16 protein-coding genes are annotated in these 17,950 nt (G+C 60.2%); 2 read left to right on the forward strand and 14 right to left on the reverse strand.

Features of this window, described 5'->3' with window-relative positions; all coding sequences use genetic code 11:
* Positions 1-235: 235 nt before the first annotated feature.
* Positions 236-1,138 (forward strand): bifunctional methylenetetrahydrofolate dehydrogenase/methenyltetrahydrofolate cyclohydrolase FolD, encoded by a 903-nt coding sequence (folD, locus tag ACI3GR_RS02225; protein WP_407492280.1) that lies wholly within the window; start codon positions 236-238, stop codon positions 1,136-1,138.
* On the opposite strand, the gene ACI3GR_RS02230 is transcribed toward folD, so the two are convergent.
* From ACI3GR_RS02230 to ACI3GR_RS02245, 4 genes are all read right to left on the reverse strand, one after another.
* Positions 1,135-1,545, reverse strand: a complete 411-nt coding sequence (locus tag ACI3GR_RS02230; protein WP_407492281.1) for a PaaI family thioesterase — start codon at positions 1,543-1,545, stop codon at positions 1,135-1,137. The two genes, folD and ACI3GR_RS02230, sit on opposite strands and share 4 nt — an antisense overlap.
* A 10-nt stretch (positions 1,546-1,555) precedes the next feature.
* The gene (pdeM, locus tag ACI3GR_RS02235) at positions 1,556-2,221 is read right to left on the reverse strand and encodes a ligase-associated DNA damage response endonuclease PdeM (protein ID WP_407492283.1); all 666 of its coding nucleotides are present in this window, start codon (positions 2,219-2,221) and stop codon (positions 1,556-1,558) included.
* 66 nt (positions 2,222-2,287) lie between these two features.
* Entirely contained in the window at positions 2,288-4,696 is a 2,409-nt protein-coding gene (locus ACI3GR_RS02240; protein WP_407492284.1) for a ligase-associated DNA damage response DEXH box helicase, read from the reverse strand.
* A 58-nt stretch (positions 4,697-4,754) separates the two neighbouring features.
* Positions 4,755-5,393, reverse strand: a complete 639-nt coding sequence (locus ACI3GR_RS02245) for a MarR family winged helix-turn-helix transcriptional regulator (RefSeq protein ID WP_407492285.1) — start codon at positions 5,391-5,393, stop codon at positions 4,755-4,757.
* Between the two features lie 116 nt (positions 5,394-5,509).
* On the opposite strand from ACI3GR_RS02245, the gene ACI3GR_RS02250 reads away from it, so the two are divergent.
* Positions 5,510-7,042 carry an MDR family MFS transporter gene (locus ACI3GR_RS02250; RefSeq protein WP_407492286.1) on the forward strand — a complete coding sequence of 511 codons (1,533 nt, stop codon included), beginning with the start codon at positions 5,510-5,512 and terminating at the stop codon, positions 7,040-7,042.
* A gap of 15 nt (positions 7,043-7,057) precedes the next feature.
* On the opposite strand, the gene ACI3GR_RS02255 is transcribed toward ACI3GR_RS02250, so the two are convergent.
* The 10 genes from ACI3GR_RS02255 to ACI3GR_RS02300 form a co-directional block, all read right to left on the reverse strand.
* Positions 7,058-8,371 (reverse strand): DUF8689 domain-containing protein, encoded by a 1,314-nt coding sequence (locus tag ACI3GR_RS02255; RefSeq protein ID WP_407492287.1) that lies wholly within the window; start codon positions 8,369-8,371, stop codon positions 7,058-7,060.
* A gap of 492 nt (positions 8,372-8,863) precedes the next feature.
* Positions 8,864-9,355 (reverse strand): prepilin peptidase, encoded by a 492-nt coding sequence (locus ACI3GR_RS02260; RefSeq protein WP_407492289.1) that lies wholly within the window; start codon positions 9,353-9,355, stop codon positions 8,864-8,866.
* 1 nt (position 9,356) lies between these two features.
* Complete coding sequence (locus ACI3GR_RS02265) at positions 9,357-10,205, reverse strand: tetratricopeptide repeat protein (protein ID WP_407492291.1); 849 nt, start codon at positions 10,203-10,205, stop codon at positions 9,357-9,359.
* 31 nt (positions 10,206-10,236) lie between these two features.
* Positions 10,237-10,800, reverse strand: a complete 564-nt coding sequence (locus tag ACI3GR_RS02270; RefSeq protein WP_407492293.1) for a tetratricopeptide repeat protein — start codon at positions 10,798-10,800, stop codon at positions 10,237-10,239.
* A complete protein-coding gene (locus tag ACI3GR_RS02275) occupies positions 10,797-11,792 on the reverse strand; it encodes a type II secretion system F family protein (RefSeq protein ID WP_407492294.1) in 996 nt (331 codons plus the stop codon). Before ACI3GR_RS02275 ends, ACI3GR_RS02270 begins: the two co-directional genes overlap by 4 nt.
* A 16-nt stretch (positions 11,793-11,808) precedes the next feature.
* Positions 11,809-12,780: a type II secretion system F family protein gene (locus ACI3GR_RS02280; RefSeq protein WP_407492296.1), complete on the reverse strand. Its 972-nt coding sequence runs from the start codon at positions 12,778-12,780 to the stop codon at positions 11,809-11,811.
* Positions 12,781-12,784: 4 nt separating this feature from the next.
* Positions 12,785-14,287: a TadA family conjugal transfer-associated ATPase gene (locus tag ACI3GR_RS02285; protein WP_407492298.1), complete on the reverse strand. Its 1,503-nt coding sequence runs from the start codon at positions 14,285-14,287 to the stop codon at positions 12,785-12,787.
* A gap of 20 nt (positions 14,288-14,307) precedes the next feature.
* Positions 14,308-15,555 carry a CpaE/TadZ family protein gene (locus ACI3GR_RS02290; protein ID WP_407492299.1) on the reverse strand — a complete coding sequence of 416 codons (1,248 nt, stop codon included), beginning with the start codon at positions 15,553-15,555 and terminating at the stop codon, positions 14,308-14,310.
* A 196-nt stretch (positions 15,556-15,751) separates the two neighbouring features.
* Entirely contained in the window at positions 15,752-16,408 is a 657-nt protein-coding gene (locus tag ACI3GR_RS02295) for an OmpA family protein (RefSeq protein ID WP_407492300.1), read from the reverse strand.
* 5 nt (positions 16,409-16,413) lie between these two features.
* Positions 16,414-17,763, reverse strand: a complete 1,350-nt coding sequence (locus tag ACI3GR_RS02300; protein WP_407493584.1) for a type II and III secretion system protein family protein — start codon at positions 17,761-17,763, stop codon at positions 16,414-16,416.
* Between the last annotated feature and the right edge of the window lie 187 nt (positions 17,764-17,950).

Below are 17,950 nucleotides of genomic sequence, written 5' to 3' on the forward strand. Positions count from 1 at the left end.
TCGTTAAACGCTGCCTGAAATCCACTAAGCCCAAGGCAGAGCCACAGCCCGAAGGTCAACCCCGTGAAAACCTTGATTGTCTTTGTCGTTCACGCCGTGGGCGCCCCATGCTAAAGGCTCCGGCGAAAGGGCTGGCGGGTGTGTTTCCCGTATGTGCCAAACCAAACTGCCGCGCGACCCGTGACGCGCTGATTGCCCTCGACCAACAGGGTCTGGGCCTCGAAGGAGACAACGCATGACCGCCAATATTCTAGATGGCAAAGCCTTCGCCGCCACGATCCGTGCCAAGGTCGCCGACCATGTCACGCGTCTGATCGCGGACCATGACCTGCAGCCCGGACTGGCCGTTGTGCTGGTCGGCGAAGACCCCGCCTCCGAGGTTTATGTGCGCAACAAGGGCATATCGACCCGTGAATGCGGCATGAAGTCGGTTGAACACAAGCTGCCCGCCGACGTAGCGGAGGCTGATCTTTATGCCCTGATTGATGAGCTGAACGCAGACCCGTCGATCCATGGCATTCTGGTCCAATTCCCCGTGCCCGATCACCTGTCCGAACGCGACATCGTCGCCCGCATCGACCCGGCCAAGGATGTCGACGGGTTGTCGGTGGTCAACGCTGGCCTGCTCGCCAGCGGTCAGCAGACGATGGCGTCCTGCACGCCTTTGGGCTGCCTGATGCTTCTGCGCGATACGTTGGGTAATCTCAGCGGGATGGACGCGGTGATCATCGGCCGGTCGAACCTTGTGGGCAAACCGATGGCGCAACTGCTGCTGCGCGACAGCTGCACTGTGACCATCGCCCATTCCCGCACCAAGGATCTGGCCGAAACCGTGCGCCGCGCCGATATCGTCGTCGCCGCCGTGGGCCGTCCGCAGATGGTGCCGGGCGACTGGATCAAGCCGGGCGCAACGGTCATTGACGTGGGCATCAACCGTATCCCCGCGCCGGAAAAGGGCGAAGGCAAGACCCGCCTTGTGGGCGACGTGGATTTTGACAGCGCCAAGGCAGTGGCGGGCAACATCACGCCCGTTCCCGGTGGCGTCGGCCCGCTGACCATCGCCTGCCTGCTGGCGAACACCGTGACAGCCGCCTGCCGGATCAACGGTCTGGAAGAACCTGAAGGCCTGACCGCCTAAAGCGCCATCATCGATCCCTGCAACACCGCCACGTCCCTTTGACCATCCCCGTCAAAGGCCGTGACGGTCGCGCCCACCACGACCAGCCGCCGACCGGGTTTGATCACATGCCCACGGGCAATCAGGTACTCGCCTGCCGCCGGAGCCAACAGGTTGATCTTGATCTCGGCGGTCACGACCTCGACCCCTTCGGGCATGACAGTCAGCGCAGAAAACCCCGCTGCCGTATCGCCAAGCGCAAAGCTAAGCGCCGCATGCCCGTGGCCGGTATGTTGAAGCGCCAGCGGCAGGATCGGCGATTTCAAAACCACCTCGCCCGACGCTACGCTGACGACCTCGGCGCCTAAGGTTTTCATCAGGCTCTGTTTGGCAAAGCTGTCTTTGATCCGGGCTTCGATCGCGTCCATGCGTATCTCCTTAGCGCGGCATAGGAATGGCCCGCGCCACTCGCCCGGTCAAGATCGCCAGCGCCCGCGCGCCCATCATGCCCGACAGTGCCGCATCATGGCACCACAACCCGCCGGTGTAGGTCCCGAACGCCGGAAGGATCAGCCGCGCCTGATCCACCAGGAAACACCGACACGATCGCCCGGCAATCCGTGCCTTAGGGTGATAGTGGCCCGATACTTCGCCCACACCCCCGTCTTCGGCGATATGGCGGAAAACCAGTGGCCCAAGGACCAGCTCCGCTCGGTGCTGCCCACCCAAAGCCACCGGCCCCGGATCATGGTTCCCTTCGATCCACGTCCACCGCCGACCAGCCTGCAACCGCATCAGCCAATCGACGATCTGCCCCGGCAATCCCGCAATCGCCGCCGCATCATCGAAACTGTCACCTAAGCAGATCACATGAGCGGCCCCGGTGGCACTCAGATCGCGCTCCAACCGCTCAAGCGTGTCCAGCGCCTCGTAAGGTGGCAGGGAGGTTCCCCCCAGTCGCGCCATCCGCTCGGACTTCCCAAGATGCAGATCCGAAACGACCAGCAGTGCTTGATCCGGCCACCACAGCGCGCCCGAAGGTAGCGCCACCAGCGCCGCGCCCCGCAGATCAAAGCCATACCCGCCCAAGTCCTTAATCTTCATCTTTCCCAAAATACTCCGGGATGAATTGAGCCAACGGCTCAAGAGGGGCAGCGCCCCGAACACCCCCTACGCCAGCCCGGCGTCCGCCATCAACCGCTCTGCCTCTTCCTCAAGCAAACGTTCACGGCCCATACCATCGACTGGCACCTTGCCGACCTCCAGAAACAGTGGTGCGGCCAAGGGCGTCACCCGATCCAGCCGAACCACGTCGATCCGGCCCTCCACCCGGGCCAGCATGTCTTCAATCCGGCCAAAATCGACCAGCCCGCTCATCGCCTCTTCGCGCGTGATATCCAGCAACAGGTGGTCCGGGTCGTACTTCATCAGGGTGTCGTACAGGATGTCCGACGAAAACGTCGCCTGCCGCCCGGATTTGCGCGCCTGCGGGGCGTTGCGTTGCATCAGTTGGGCAATGTGCGCGGCGGTCCGGAACGTCCGTTTCATCACGGCGTTATCGGCCAGCCAGCGTTCCAATCCGTCGTGCAGCGCCGTTGGGTTCAGAAGGGGCACAGGGTCCAGAACGGCCTCCAGCCCCCAGATCAGCAAGGCATAGTCAGTGGCCACGAACCCAAGCGGGTCCAGTCCCATCTCCTCCATCCGCTTGGTCAGGATCAGGCCAAGGGTCTGCATGGCGTTGCGACCAGCGAAGCCATAGACGCACAGCTGTTCGCGCCCCTCGAACGGGAAGCTTTCGACCAATAGGCGGCCCGGCTGCGGCAGGGTCGAGATCTCGCGCTGCAGCGCCAGCCATTCGGCGGTATGGGCTGGCAGTTCCGGCCAGCTATCCTGCTGGAACATCCTCAGGATGCGTTGCGACAATTGGGTCGAGGTCGCGAATTTGGTGCCCGAGAATGTCGCGATCTTGGGCTTCTTGGTTGATGACCGCGTCACCTCGACCACCATTTCCTTCAGCCCCTCGTACCGTACGATCCGCCCGCCGATCAGAAAGGTGTCGCCGGGGGCGAGCTGAGAGGCAAAGCTTTCCTCGACCTCGCCCAAGGGCCTGCCACCGCCGAACCGCATCCGCACCTTCAGCTTGTCGGTGTCATGGATCGTGCCAAGGTTCATCCGGATCAGTTGTGCCGCGCGCGGATCGCGCAGGTGCCACAACCCGTCGGCGTTCTGCATCAGGCGCTGCCACCGATCATAGGCCTTCAGCGCGTAGCCACCTGTGGCGCAATAGTCCAAACATTGATCAAACTGGGCGCGGCTTAGCGTGGAATAGGCGCCTGCGGTCTTCACCTCGTCAAACAGCTCACGCTCATCAAATGGGCCGGCGCAAGCGGTAATCAGAATGTGCTGGCACAGCACGTCGCGCGGGCCGGGGCCGCGCGGGTCACCGTCCAATTCATGTGCTTTCACGGCCTCCAATGCCGCGACGCATTCCACCACTTCGAACCGATTGGCAGGCACCAACAGCGCCTTGGATGGCGCGTTGTAGCGGTGGTTGGCCCGCCCGATCCGTTGCACCAAACGTTTGACGTTTTTCGGCGCACCCACCTGGATCACCAAGTCCACATCGCCCCAGTCGATCCCCAGATCCAGCGACCCCGTGCAGACCACCGCCCGAAGCCGGCCCTGTACCATCGCCTTTTCAACACGTTCCCGCTGTTCGCGGTCCAGCGACCCGTGGTGGATGCCGATGGGCAGGCTGTCCGTATTGGCCATCCACAGGTTATGGAAAAAGATCTCGGCCTGTGCGCGGGTGTTGTGAAAGATCAGCGTCGTGTTGTGCTGGCGGACCTGCTCCAGAATGGCGGGGATCGCATAGGCCCCGCCGCCGCCCATCCACGGGGGCTGTTCGTCCGTCTGCAGCATCTGGATGTCGGGGTCCGGCCCGGGATCGGCATGCAGGATAGGGCAGGGATCGGGATGGCGCGCCAGCAGATGGGCGATGGCATCTGGGTCTTCGACCGTGGCCGACAATCCGACGCGGCGGAGATCGGAGCACATACGCTGCAGCCGAGCCATGGCCAGCCACAGCTGATCGCCGCGCTTGCTGTCGGCAAGTGCGTGGATTTCATCGACAACGATCCGCTTCAGCCCTTTGAAGGTCCGCTCCGCATCCTCGTACGACGTCATCAACGCAAGGCTTTCCGGCGTGGTCAGCAGGATATGCGGGGGATCGGCCCGTTGCCGTCGTTTGCGCGATGACGGCGTATCGCCTGTCCGATCCTCGACCCGGATGGGCAGGCCGATCTCTTCAATCGGGGTCGAAAGGTTACGCTTGATGTCCGACGCCAGGGCCTTGAGCGGCGAGACATAGAGCGTGTGCAGCCCCTCATGCCCGCCATCCGCCAGTTCCGCCAGCGTCGGCAGGAACCCGGCCAAGGTCTTGCCGCCGCCCGTCGGCGCGATCAGCAACAGCGACGGATCGCCGGACCGTTCCAGCATCTCTAGCTGGTGGGGATGGGGCGACCAACCGCGTGACGCGAACCAATCTTGGATCTGTTGGGGGAGGGCGGGGGTGAACATAACGTGAATATAGAGGCCACGGCCCCCGCGCCAAGATCAATCTGTCCCGAAAAAGGACCTAGTCCAGATGTTTGGCCAGATCGTCCCGCAGCGCGGCGATTTCCTTGCCGTATCGAGAGGTCGCGGTTGCGCCGATTTCGTCCTGCCAGTGCGACAGGCGATGCAACAGCGGCGTCAGGGTGGCCAGTTCCTCTTCGGTCCAGTCCGACAGGAACGACCCGAGGATCAGGAATTTGATCGTCCGGACCGCATTGACCACGGCGCTGCCCTTTTCGGTCAGCGTCACGATGGTGCGGCGGGCGTCCTGCTGGCTAACAGCGCGTTCGGCGAACCCTTCGGCGATCAGTTCCGTCACCAGACGCGAGGCCCGCGACGGGTCGATCCCCAGCCGTGCCGCGATAGTGGCAACCATGGTTTCGCCCGCGCGATCATCGCTGAATTCGTTCGACGGTGCCCAGATCGCGATCAAGACATCCAGCTTGGGCAGGTCGATCGGCACGCCAAGCTCTTGCAGCGCCATTTGCCCCAACTCACGCTTTTGCACGCGGCGGCGCCACGCCTGTAGGATCGCGTCCAGTTCCAGCGCGTGGTCGGTTGTGCCGCGGTCCAGGCCGAAGCCCACCAGCACATCTTTCATCAGGTCGTCACGCGATGCTATGGCCTTATCCTCCACCGTCAATTTACGTGCTATTGACATGTATATGCCACCGGCACATATAAGGGACAAGCGTCAAAGACGCATACCGACAAATTTTCCCGTGGTCGCGCGCAGAAACGACGCACCGACGGTCACCGAAAGGTTTGCAGAGCGATATGCAACAGCAGACAGGCACCCTGATCGATATGCCAAGTCCGGAGCCCGCGACCCTGCGTGTGATCCTGATCACTGTGGCGACGACCCTGTTCTTGGCCTCGACCGGGAATACGATCGTCACGACCGCGCTGCCGATGATCGTCAGCGATCTGGGCGGTCTGGCCTATATCTCTTGGGTCGTGACGGCGTTTCTGCTGGCCTCGACCGTCGGCGCGCCGATTGCGGGTAAGCTGGGCGATATGTACGGGCGCAAGATCGTTTTGCAGATCGCCATCGGGGTGTTCCTGTTTGGCGGCCTGATCTGCGGCATTGCCCCAAGCCTTGAGGTTCTGATCGCCGGTCGGTTTGTCCAAGGCCTTGGCGGCGGCGCGCTGATCGTGGTGTCGATGGCCGTGGTGGCGGACGTGTTGCCACCGCGCGAGCGTGGGCGGGCGCAGGGCGCGCTGTCCAGCGTGTTTGGCTTTTCCACCGTGGTCGGCCCGTTGATCGGGGGCTTTCTGGTACAGGCCGTCAGCTGGCATTGGATTTTCTTCGTCAATTTCCCCATCGGTCTGGCCGCCTTTATCATCCTGACAAAGACGCTGAAGCCGCAGGTCGAACCCAAGCCGCACAAAATGGATTTCGTCGGCTCTGCCCTGTTGTTGATCCTGCTGTCGACCTTCGTGCTGATCGCGAACCTTGCCGGCACGGTCTACGACTGGTCCTCCATGCCGATCCTGTTCCTGCTGGCTCTCGCCCCGATGGCCCTTGTCGGGTTTATCTCGGCCGAGCGGCGGGCAGCTGAACCTGTAATGCCGCTGGACCTGTTCCGCATCCGCAATTTTCAGGCGGCGAACTCGGTGAACTTTCTTGTCGGCATGGCCATGTTCGGCACCATCGCCTTCATGCCGATGTTCCTGCAGATCGTGAAACATATCGATCCTGTTAGCAGCGGCCTGTACCTCGTTGCCATGATGGCCGGTCTGATCGGCACCTCTTTCGTGGCGGGGCGGGTCATTTCTTCGACCGGGCGGTACAAGTTCATGCCGACTGCATCGACCGCAGTGCTGTTCGTCGCGATGTTACTGCTGACGACCATCGGGCCGGACACGCCCATGCCGCTGATCACGCTGTATCTGTTCCTTGTGGGGATCGGCATCGGGCCGACGATGAGCGTTGGGATCGTGTCGATCCAGACCGCTGTCCCGCGGGAACATCTGGGCGTGGGTACGGCCAGCGCGAACATGTTCCGCCTGATCGGTGGGTCGATCGGCACGTCAGTTTTTGGCGCGATCTTCTCTATGGGGTTGGTGCGGCACGTTCAGTCGCTGATGCCGCAGGTCGAAGAGATCCGCGAAGTCACCGCTGCCATGGTCGACAACCTTGACCCCACAACTCAAGCTGCTGTTCTGCAGGGCTTTTCCGATGCTCTGTCGCCGATCTTCATGGTGGGGGCCGGGGTCGCGCTGGTGGCATGCGTTGCCTCCACCCGGCTGGTGGAATTGCCTTTGGGGCCAGAGCCGGGGAACGCGCAGAACGCCCCGGCAGAGTGACCCTAACGACGAAGGTTACTTCGTAATCTCTTCGTGTTTGACGAACATGTTGCCCCAGGCGCGATCGATCAGCTCGGGCGTCATCTGGTAGGGGATGCCTTCGAATTCGCAGATCGAAATCATCTGATCGATCAGGAACACCGGCTGATAATTCGCAAAGGTGTTGTTGATCGTCGGGTATTTCTTCTTCAGCAGATGGACCAGCGCACCTTCGTTCAACGGCATCTTTTTCTTGCGCGCGACGAGGGCGAAAATCTTCAGGAAGTTTTCCTGCGTCGGGCCGTCGATCTTGATCTTAAAGAAGATACGGCGCAGCGCGGCCTGATCGAAAATCTCGTTCGGGTGATAGTTGGTGGAAAAGATCACCAGCGTGTCGAAGGGAACTTCGAACTTTTCGCCGGATTGCAGCGACAGGATATCCTTGCCTTCTTCCAGCGGCACGATCCAGCGGTTGATCAGCGACTGCGGGCTTTCCGCCTGACGACCAAGGTCATCGACAATGAACACACCGCCAGTGGCCTTCATCTGCAGCGGGGCCTGATAGGTCCGCGCCACGGCGTTGAAGTTCAGATCCAGCATCGACAGGGTCAATTCACCACCGGTGATCACCGTAGGGCGTTCACAGCGGATATAGCGGCTGTCGAACCGGTTGCCCGACCGGCGCAGGGCAGTGGGGTCATCTACCTGTTCGTCCACGCTGGTGTGCACGATCGGATCATAGACCGTGATAACCTGACCCGAATATTCCACCGCACGAGGGACATAGATCTTGTCACCCAAGGCGTCGCGGATCCCGTTGGAGATCGAGGATTTACCGTTACCCGGCGGGCCATACATCAGGATGAACCGGCCAGACGACACGGCGGGGCCGAGGTTCGAAATCAGATCGTCCGGCAGCACCAGATGACCCATGGACGACGTTAGCTGTGCCCGCGAAATCTGGATGTCACGGATGGATTGGCGTTTTATCTGCTGGTGATAGATGTGCAGCGGCACGGGCATCGCGCCGAAATATTCCGACTGCGCCAAGGCATCCAGCGCCCGCGCCTTGCCGTTATCGGTAAGCTGATAGCCCATTTCCTTGTTGGCAGTGGCCTTCAGTGTGCCGGTCGCCTCAAGAAGCATCTGTTCGCGCGCCAGATCGACCAATTCCTGCGCAACGTTCGGCGGCAGGCAGATCGCATCGGCGATTTTCGAAATCTTGTCGACGCTTTTACGGAACATCGTTTTGATCAGGATGTCCCGCGCCATGACAATAGGCAGCTCCAGCTCGTCCAAGGAACGAGGCGGAGGTGGCGCAACCACGGCCGTGGAGACCTGCATATTCATCAAAGACTGCTCATTTTGTTATTTTGATCAACCATACCGCGTTTCGAATCGACGATCTATTTATTTCATCGGTGTCCCAAAACTTCGTTCACATCCTGTCATAAATCCAAATTAAGGCAAAATTTTTGCATCTATACAGTGTGTTGGCCGTTGCGACTGATAACTGTGCGGGCCAAAGCGGCCTTGATGGCAGCACGCGGGCAAGGAGAGTCGGATGGGGGCGCTCAACGCTTTGAAAAAAAATGGAAATATCGCTGGATTGGAAATAAAGCCATATTTCCGGTGTGATTTACCCAAACGTCAGGGTTTATTAACGTTTGTTAACTTTCGGCGCGGATCTGGTGAATAAATGTTCGGCTGAAATCAGTTTGCCGCTGATGCGCGTCAACTTTTATTGGCGACTACGCAACAATTGAACCAAGGCGCTGTTGCGCTCAGGACTCAGATTGCAGCGAATTTCTTTTTGTACCTGTGTACGGCAACGCGAATACGTCAGGAAAATGCCGCCAAGGCCAGATACATTGTCAGGGTAGTCGATAGTGCCGTTCCCATCGGGAAATCCTTGTCCCGTGTCCAGCTTTCCCAATCCGGGGCCAGGCGCCGCAAGGGGGTGCGACGGGCGACGCGGTGGGTGGCAAAGGCTGCCAGCATCGTTGCCGCCAACAGCATGAAGACCAGCCGCAGGTCCGCCAGCGCCACGAAAGGGGCGGCCGCGGCCAAGAACTTGGCGTCCCCGGCGCCCATCACGCCGACGACACTTAGTGCGAACCCCAGAACCAAGACGACCACCAGGTGCAACAGGCGGAACCCGTAGACATCGATCGGCAGGACAAAGGGGCCAAGCACCACAAAAACCAGCGCCAGCACCATGACGCTGGCGTTGGGGATCCGCATGCCTTTGAGGTCGGTCCAAGACACATACAGCCCGATCACCAGCGCAAATGGCAGGAACAGGCGGGCTGCGTCGGGCGCAAGCCCCAGCATCTTAGCTTTCCAACGCGCGCAGAGACCGCACCGCGTCTTCGAAATGCTGAGGATGTGTATCGATAGCTTCGCGCAGCAGCGCCTTGCCTGTCTCGACATCGCCTTGCTTCACGGCGCTAAGCCCCAAGGTGTGCAGCAATTGCGCACGTTCGGTCTGTTGCATCGGAATGACGGGAAGGGAGTAGTTGCGCTGTGCGCCTCGGGCCAGAACGATGTTGTTCTTGGCGGTGAAAAGCTCTGGATCCTGCGTGATCGCCTGACCAAAGAGTTTCTCGGCCTCGGCATAATCGCCACGGGTCAGCTTGGAATAGCCCCAGTTGTTCAGCACGCCGCCGGGGCGGGTGGTCAGGCCGACGGCGGTTTCATAGAAACTGTCCGCCTTCTGCCATTCCTGATTGCTGTCGGCGATCATCGCCTCAAGACGGTAGCGTTTGTAGGTCTCATGCGTGGGGGGCACGCTGTCCAATAGCGTGTCGGCCCGATCCCATTTGCCATCGCGGATCAGCGCATCGGCCAGATCAACGCGGTCTTCGTCGGTCGCATCAGGGTGTTTCGTCACGCGCGTCCATGCAGTCACAGCTTCGGTCGGGCGCTTGGCCTTGATCAGGCTTTGCGCCAAACCACGTTGCACGTCGATGCGGTCGGGATTGTCCTGAAGGGTGCGTTGGAAATAAACCACAGCTTCGTTCGGGTCACCGACCGTAAGCATGATGTCGTTCAGATTGCTTTCATCCACGACGTTCACATCCCGAAAGGCCCGATTGACCTCGGAATTGTTTTTCGTGCCGGAACAAGCGGATAGGGCTAATGCCCCCGCCAGAACGGAGATCAGAAAACCAGGGTGGCGCATATGCCTGCGTCCTTTACTGCCGTCGCCCCAATCATGGTTCCTGTGGCTTCAAGCGATAGACGCTTCCGCCGCTGCGAACCAAGTCGAGTTCTTCTTGTAGCTCTGGATCATAAACTGTTTCGCCTTGCATTGCGAGTGCCAAGCGCAAATTGTCACGAATTTCGTCACTTTCTCCGTTGGATAGGGCGAATGCGCGACGCAGGATTTCGACAGCTTCAGGGGTTCTGCCCGTGTCCATCAGCACCAGACCAAGGTTATTCCAGGTTTCGGGCGCGGCGTCTTCGTATTCGATCGCCTTGCGCAACTGCTGTTCGGCCTGTCCCAAACGGCCTAGCCCAAAGTTGGCGGCGCCAATCCCGGCATAGATCTCTCCGGTCATGCCCTGCTGTGCAGCGGCGCGGGTGTAGGCGTCCAACGCCAGTTCGTATTGCTTGGCCGCCAACAGACGGTTGCCGACCACCGTGCCATCCACGGCGTCTTTCTTCAGGTCGACACCAGGCGCATAGGGGCTGTCTTTGTCAGGCGCAGAAAGCCCGTCGGCGCAGCCTGACAGAAGGACAAAGCAGGCAAGGGCGGCAAGTGCCGCCCGGATCACTCGGAACTCTCCTGCATGGGCGTTCCGGTCATGTCGCCCATCTTGGTGATGCCAAGGATCGACGGCCCGATCAGGATGATCAAAAGCGGCGGCACCGTCAGCATCATGGTGGCCAGCGTCATCTTGGTGGGCAGCTTGTTGGCCTTTTCTTCGGCCCGCATCACCCGCTTGTCCCGCATTTCCGAGGCATAGACCCGCAGCGCATCAGCGACCGAGGTACCAAACTGCGCCGATTGCACCAGCACGGTCACAAAGCTGGCGATATCGGACACGCCGCAGCGTTCGGCCATGTCGCCCAGAACCGCGCCCTTGTCTTTACCGGCCTTGATTTCATGGCTGACCAGTTCGAATTCGTCCGCCAGCGACGCGTAAGAGATACGAAGCTCGTGCGCCACACGCAGGATGGCCTGATCGATGGATTGACCCGCTTCGACACAGACCAGAAGCATGTCCAGCGCATCGGGAAAACCATTGGTGATTTCTTCCTTACGCTGCGCCTGACGCTTGTTGATCCAGTATTTCGGGATCATGTAGCCCACGCCGCCGGGGCCAAGGATCCACATCACCGTCTGCTGCGTGGTCGGTTCCTGATGTGCCACGACGGCAAGGTAATAGATCACCCCGCCCAGCAGGCCAAAGATGCCAAGCGCGAACTGCGCAAAGTGGAAATACCGCACGGCGTCCTTGTTACGATAGCCCGCCTGCAGCATCTTGATCCGCATCGCGGACATTTCTTTTTCGTTCTGCGGCTCAAGGAACGACGAATAGCGATCCAGACGGTTGCTGCGTTGCTTTTGACGCAGACGGTCTTTGCCGCCCTTGGCCGGGGACACGCGGTCGCCCGATTGCTTCAGCTTCTCAAGCGGGTCTTCCTTTTTTTGCATCAGGAAGGGCAGGGTGCCGACAATCATCAGGAACCCAAGGCCACCCACGGCAATCAAGGGCCCCATCGGCCCCATCATGTCGGTCAGAATTTTGGTAAAGGCTTCCACGAAATCCCCCCTCGCATCACACCTTGATGTCGACCAGCTTGCGCATGACGATCAGGTTCACACCCAGAAATGTCGCCACGGCAAAGCACGCCGGAATGAACAGACGGTGATCCATCACGTCGTCATAGTAATTCGGGTCCATGACGTTGATCGCGATCAGCGCAAGGATCGGGAAGGCCGACAGGAACATGCCGGACCACTGCGCCTCGGCGGTGATGGCTTTCACGCGGCGAAACAGGCGGAAACGGGCGCGGATCACACCGGCCAGACCGGCCAGAATCTCGGCCAGGTTACCACCCGACTGCTGCTGGATGGTCACTGCCACGGCCAGGAAGCGAAGATCCTGCAGGCCGATGCGCTCGGCTAGATCTTTCAGCGCCTCGCCCATGTCACGGCCATAGGCGTTTTCATCCGCGATCACCCCGAATTCCGACCCCAAGGGATCAGCTACTTCGCGGCTAACAATCTGAATGGCCGAAGAAAAAGGGTGACCCACGCGCAGCGACCGGACCATCAGTTCAACCGCGTCGGGCAGTTGTTCTTCGATCAGCGACATGCGCTTTTTGGCTTTGTTGTTCACCCAGAAATAGATCGCGCCAACGCCGATCCCGACCGCCAGCATCACCCGCAGCGGCAAAGAGGTCTGGGTCATGATCGTCATGACGAAGAAGGCGACCATCGACAGGCCAGCCATCAGCATCACCAGCTGCTTCGGCGAAAAGGCAATCGCGGCTTTCTGCGCCTTGTCGGCCAGCAGGGAATACAGCGGCACGCGCTGTGCCGACATATGCTGCTGCATTTCCTTGCGCAGCTTTTCCAGCACCTCTTCGCGGTTGCCGCCGGTCTTGTCCAACATCTCCAGACGACGGTTCACCCGCTTGTTCGAGCTGATGGATTTGCCAAAGGCGACAAGGTAGATGCCTTCGACCAGCGCCAGAACGCCGACGAAGATCACGACATAGATGATGGTATCTGGATTGACGGTCATCGACTTACTCGGTCACGCGGGTGGGTTCGAAAATATGCGCGGGCAGGTCATAGCCCCACATTTTGAAACGGTCGGCAAAGTTGGACCGCACACCAGTGGCGGTGAAATGGCCAACGATCTTGTTGTCGGGCGTCAGGCCGGTGCGCTGAAAGCGGAAGATTTCCTGCATGGAAATCACGTCACCTTCCATCCCCGTCACCTCGGTGATGGATGTCATGCGGCGGGTACCATCCTGCAGACGAGAAGCCTGAACGATCAGATGCACAGCCGAGGCGATCTGCGACCGCATGGCTTTCAGCGGCATTTCGATTCCGGACATCGAAATCATGTTTTCCAGACGGCTGATACCATCGCGCGCGCTGTTGGCGTGGATTGTGGTCATCGATCCATCGTGGCCGGTGTTCATGGCCTGCAACATGTCGATGACTTCTTCGCCACGCGTTTCCCCGACGATGATCCGGTCGGGGCGCATACGAAGGGCGTTCTTCAGACAGTCGCGCGGGGACACCGCGCCCTTGCCTTCAACGTTGGGCGGACGGCTTTCCATCCGGCCCACGTGGGTCTGTTGCAGCTGAAGTTCTGCCGTATCCTCGATCGTCAGGATGCGTTCGCTGTCGTCGATGAAAGACGACAGGGCATTCAGCGTGGTCGTTTTACCCGAGCCCGTACCGCCCGAGACGATGACGTTCAGGCGGGTGGCCACGGCGGCCTGCAGATATGCGGCCATTTCTTCAGTAAAGGCGCCGAAGTTGACCAGATCGTCGATCCCCAGCTTGTCCTTTTTGAACTTACGAATGGAAACAAGCGAGCCATCAACCGCAATCGGCGGGACCATCGCGTTGAAACGCGACCCATCCGCCAGACGGGCGTCGACGTAAGGGTTCATCTCGTCCACGCGGCGACCCACAGCCGACACGATCTTGTCGATGATCCGCAGCAGGTGCTTTTCGTCCTTGAAGGTAATGTCCGACATCTGAAGCTTGCCGTTGCGTTCGACAAAGATCTGATGCGGGCCGTTCACCAGAATATCGGAAACGGTTTCGTCCTTCAGTAGGCTCTCCAGCGGGCCAAGGCCTTTGACTTCGTCATAAAGCTCTTGGTTCAGGGTGGTGCGTTCTTCGCGGTTCAGAACAACGCCTTTTTCCTGCAGCACCTCGGTGGCGATCGCGTTGATCTCCATCCGCAGTTCCTGTTCGGACGCGTTGTCCAGCGCGGCAAGGTTCAGGTTGTCCAGCAGGGCGCGGTGCAGTTCCAGCTTGATCTCGCCCAGACGTTCCTTGCGCTTACGGTTCTTGTCCGCTGCCACAGGCGTTGCCGCCGTCTTGGGCATGGGCTTGCGCATGCTGGCGGCTTTGGCTGGCTGCGGGCGCGGGGCCTCGGCCGAAACGGGTCCTTTGGCGGCACCTTCGCGCATCGCCGGGCCACCAACAGGGCGAGGGGCCGCAGCAGGCTTGGGCCGCGGTGCGGCCGCGCTGGCGGCGTCGTCTTTTTTGTAGCGTGAAAACATTGTCTACCCCCGTAGCCTCACTAAGCCGCTTCGGCATCGACGTCTGTGACGCCGACCTCGAACAGCGACCGCGCAAGTTTCTGAATTTCCTTACGCACAGGATTTTTCGCCGCAGCCATCGCCATGGGTTGCCCGTGATCGCAGCACTGAACGATCTGGCGGCCCCCATCGGGAAGCTGCAATTCAATCGAAATATCAAGGCTTTCCGCCAAACGCTTCACCCGGCTCTTGCCATTCAGGTCCAGCGACTTGGGCGCGCGGTTCAGCACATAGCGCAGTTTTTCCACCGGCAGGTCTTCGGCCTGCAACGCGCGCTTCAGGCGCTGCGCATTCTGGGCGGACCGCATGTCCAGCTCCATCAGCGCGAAATACACATGCGCGGCGTTCAACACGGTCTCGGACCACTGAACAAGGGTCGAGGGCATGTCGATAATCACGAAATCGAAATGCGACCGGGCCATGTCGATCAGACGGGTGACGTCTTCGGAGGTGATCAGGTCCAGCGGCAACATCTCGGTCGGAGAGGTCAGGACATGGACCTTTTCTTCGAAATCCAGAAGCGCCTGATTAAAGGCGTCGTCGTCCATCGACTCAGTATCCGACAGCAGTTCATAGATCGCTTCGCGGCGGGGCAGGTCCAGATAGGTGCCAACCGCGCCAAACTGCAGATCGAAGTCAAGAATGCAGACCTTGGGGGCGTCTTCGCCTTTCTTGGCGGCATTGGCCAATTCCCAGGCCAGGTTCACGGCAAAGGTCGTGGTCCCGACACCGCCGGCCAGACCATGCGCGACGAAAACCGCGCCTTCCTTGTTGCCCTTCGACACCGCACGGCGCGGCGCGTCTTCGACATATACGGGTTCGGGTGCCTGCAGACGCTCAATGGCTGCGGCCAGTTCGCCTTCGGGCAGGGGGTAGGGGACAAATTCGTCGGCGCCCTGACGCAGCAACTGGTGCAGGGCAGAGGGGCTGACGTCTTCGGCGATCAGGATCACCTTGATCGAATTGTTGCGGGCCTGCGTGATGACCTCGCCCACCATGGCGATGTTGTCTTCGTCCTGCTGGTCCATGGCAATGGCGATGAATTCAAGCGACCGGGCGTCCGGCTGGTTGAAGAACATCAGCGCCTCGGCAAACCCAAGGTCACCCCACTTGTCGCCAAGTGCAGCCTCCATGTCCTCGATCAGGAGTTCGAAGCCGTCAGGCTCGCGCCGGATCGTGCATGCGACGATCGGCTCCTCATCCAGATGGGTTGCGTCTTCGGTTGTCATTGCCTCAATTCCAATTTCAGTACGTTCGGCCCTATTTTCTTTGGGTTGCCCGGATTTTTTCCGGTTCCGTAACGCCTGCCCGACTCAGCCGGACATTAATCTCCTTGGTGAAAGGTGCCCTCCAATCTTGGCAATAGTGGGGCCAAATCGAAATTATTGTGCGACGAACGTAAACGATCGCCCGTCGCGAAAATCATTATTCACCGCTCGCGCTAAGTTCCACGCCACCCAGACCGGAGGGCGCAGCAGCGCTTTCGACATAGCCGCGATAAATCACCTGCGCGTATTTCCCATCAAGGATCAGCGGGTTGGTCGCCACGAAGCCCGTCACCTCGGTCACAGTACGGCGGTTCGCGCGTTCGCGGCCCTGCGTGACGATCAGCGGCTGGCTTTCGCCTTTGGACACGACGGCCTCAAGACGGGTGCGGCTGATGCCGTGTGTGACAAGGAAGGCGACCACAGCCTGCGCGCGGCGCAGACCAAGGCGTTGGTTATAGCTGGACGACCCGACGAGGTCGGTATGCCCGTATACGCGGAACCGAACTTCGGGGAACTGGCGGATCCAATGTGCCTGCCGCGCCAGGGTGGCCCGGGCGGCCGCATCCAGTGCGGTCGAGTTGAAGGCAAAGTTCACCGTGCTGTCCACCTCGGACGCAAAGCGGTTGGCCAGATCCAGCACGTAGCCCTGTTCGCCCGACATGACGAGCGTGTTGTTCATCGTCGCGTTGCCAAAGCCCACGTCGTTTAATCCGCCGGCTTCGGTGTGGAAGGAACGGCTGCCCTCTTCGGTGCAGCTGGCCACGGCGGTCAGGGCGACGGCCGCGGCAAGGATCAGTTTCGTCATCCGAACCATGTCCATCACTCCATCACGTAGCCGTAAGACCCGTTAAAGTCTTGTTTCGCCACCTCTTTCGCCGCACCGCGCAGTTTAGAGGTATCCTTGGACGTGCGCCCGAACAGGAACAGGTCCTTTTCCGATGGCGGCTTCAGGCGATCCGTCGGCAGCGCCAGCGCCTCACCCCGGGTTGGGGACACAAGGTGCGCCGTGACGATGATCACAAGCTCTGACTGGTCGCGCTGGTAATCGGCGCTGCGGAACAGCGCGCCCAGCACGGGGATGTCGCCCAGCCATGGCACCTGGCTGTTGGTGTCGCGGAAATCGTCCTGCAGCAGACCGGCAATGGCAAAGCTTTCACCGTCACGCATTTCCACGGTGGTAGAGGTTTCGCGGCGCGAAAACGCATCGATGCGGAAGGCGTTCAGTTCGAAACCGTTGTTGGGGTCCAGCGCCGACACGGCAGCCTGCAGTTCAAGGTTGATGATGTCGTCGTCCACCACGCGGGGGATAAAGTTCAGCTCAACCCCGAACGGTTTGAATTCGACGGATACGGTGCCGCCGTCCTGCGCGACCGGAACGGGATATTCGCCGCCCGCAAGGAACTTGGCTTCCTGCCCCGACAGGGCGGTCAGGTTCGGTTCGGCCAAGGTGCGAACAACGCCTTTGGATTCAAGCGCTTCAAGCAGGACACCAACCTGCACGGCCCCGGCGTTAAAGCCCAGCATGGTCGCGCCCGAGTTGGTGTTCGTGGCGGGCAGGGTGCCTGACAGACCGTTCGCCTGACCGGTCGAGTTGGAATAGCGCCCGTTGCCGCCCGACAGCCCGACGCTGCCACCAAAGATCGACCCGTCCGCCGCCAGAGAGGCCGACAGCGATTTAGAGACAGAGCGCTGCATTTCAGCAAAGCGCACTTTCAACATGACCTGCTGCACACCGCCGACGGACATCAGGTTCGACACCCGTTCCGGCGCATAACGCTCGGCCAGATCCAGCGCGCGCTGCAATTTCTGCGAAGACGACACGACGCCCGACAGGACGATCCCGTCGTTTGCGGTGCGAATTTCGATCTTCTCGTTCGGAAGGATTTGCCGGATGCGTTCTTTGAACTCGGAAATGTCTGCCGACACGACCACGTCCACGTTGGAAATCAGCCGTCCTTCGGCGTCCAGCAGGGTCAGCGTCGTAGTGCCCGGCTGTTTCCCAAGGACATAGATCGTCCGGTCTGACAGCGATGAAATGTCGGCGATCTGCGGGTTGGCGATCGACAGTTCGGCAAAGACGATGTCGCTTTCCACAACCACGGCGCGGTTGATCGCGACCTTTAGCTGACTGTCGGAATTCCGGTTCACAATTGTCAGACGCTCCGCCATGGCGGAGGGGACAAAACTACCAGTGGACAGGGTCAGCCCCAGCAGGGCAGCCCCAAAAAATCTGCTCATTTTCATGTGACCTGCCTCTCGGATCACGCCTCGGATCGGGTCTTTTTGCCCGTAATTATCACGATACTGCGCTATTTTTCGTTTATTTGCAACAATCAATGCCCTGTCGCATTCCCGC

It is taken from the genome of Pseudooceanicola aestuariicola (assembly GCF_045763785.1).
Taxonomy (GTDB): Bacteria; Pseudomonadota; Alphaproteobacteria; order Rhodobacterales; family Rhodobacteraceae; genus Pseudooceanicola.

Coding starts and splice junctions, on each gene's coding strand:
- ACI3GR_RS02295 (WP_407492300.1), bottom strand. CDS start 16,408: ATGGTTCGGATGACGAAACTGATCCTTGCCGCGGCCGTCGCCCTGACC.
- ACI3GR_RS02285 (WP_407492298.1), bottom strand. CDS start 14,287: ATGTTTTCACGCTACAAAAAAGACGACGCCGCCAGCGCGGCCGCACCG.
- folD (WP_407492280.1), top strand. CDS start 236: ATGACCGCCAATATTCTAGATGGCAAAGCCTTCGCCGCCACGATCCGT.
- ACI3GR_RS02290 (WP_407492299.1), bottom strand. CDS start 15,555: ATGACAACCGAAGACGCAACCCATCTGGATGAGGAGCCGATCGTCGCA.
- ACI3GR_RS02280 (WP_407492296.1), bottom strand. CDS start 12,780: ATGACCGTCAATCCAGATACCATCATCTATGTCGTGATCTTCGTCGGC.
- ACI3GR_RS02245 (WP_407492285.1), bottom strand. CDS start 5,393: ATGTCAATAGCACGTAAATTGACGGTGGAGGATAAGGCCATAGCATCG.
- ACI3GR_RS02260 (WP_407492289.1), bottom strand. CDS start 9,355: ATGCTGGGGCTTGCGCCCGACGCAGCCCGCCTGTTCCTGCCATTTGCG.
- ACI3GR_RS02300 (WP_407493584.1), bottom strand. CDS start 17,763: ATGGCGGAGCGTCTGACAATTGTGAACCGGAATTCCGACAGTCAGCTA.
- ACI3GR_RS02250 (WP_407492286.1), top strand. CDS start 5,510: ATGCAACAGCAGACAGGCACCCTGATCGATATGCCAAGTCCGGAGCCC.
- ACI3GR_RS02265 (WP_407492291.1), bottom strand. CDS start 10,205: ATGCGCCACCCTGGTTTTCTGATCTCCGTTCTGGCGGGGGCATTAGCC.
- pdeM (WP_407492283.1), bottom strand. CDS start 2,221: ATGAAGATTAAGGACTTGGGCGGGTATGGCTTTGATCTGCGGGGCGCG.
- ACI3GR_RS02230 (WP_407492281.1), bottom strand. CDS start 1,545: ATGGACGCGATCGAAGCCCGGATCAAAGACAGCTTTGCCAAACAGAGC.
- ACI3GR_RS02240 (WP_407492284.1), bottom strand. CDS start 4,696: ATGTTCACCCCCGCCCTCCCCCAACAGATCCAAGATTGGTTCGCGTCA.
- ACI3GR_RS02255 (WP_407492287.1), bottom strand. CDS start 8,371: ATGAATATGCAGGTCTCCACGGCCGTGGTTGCGCCACCTCCGCCTCGT.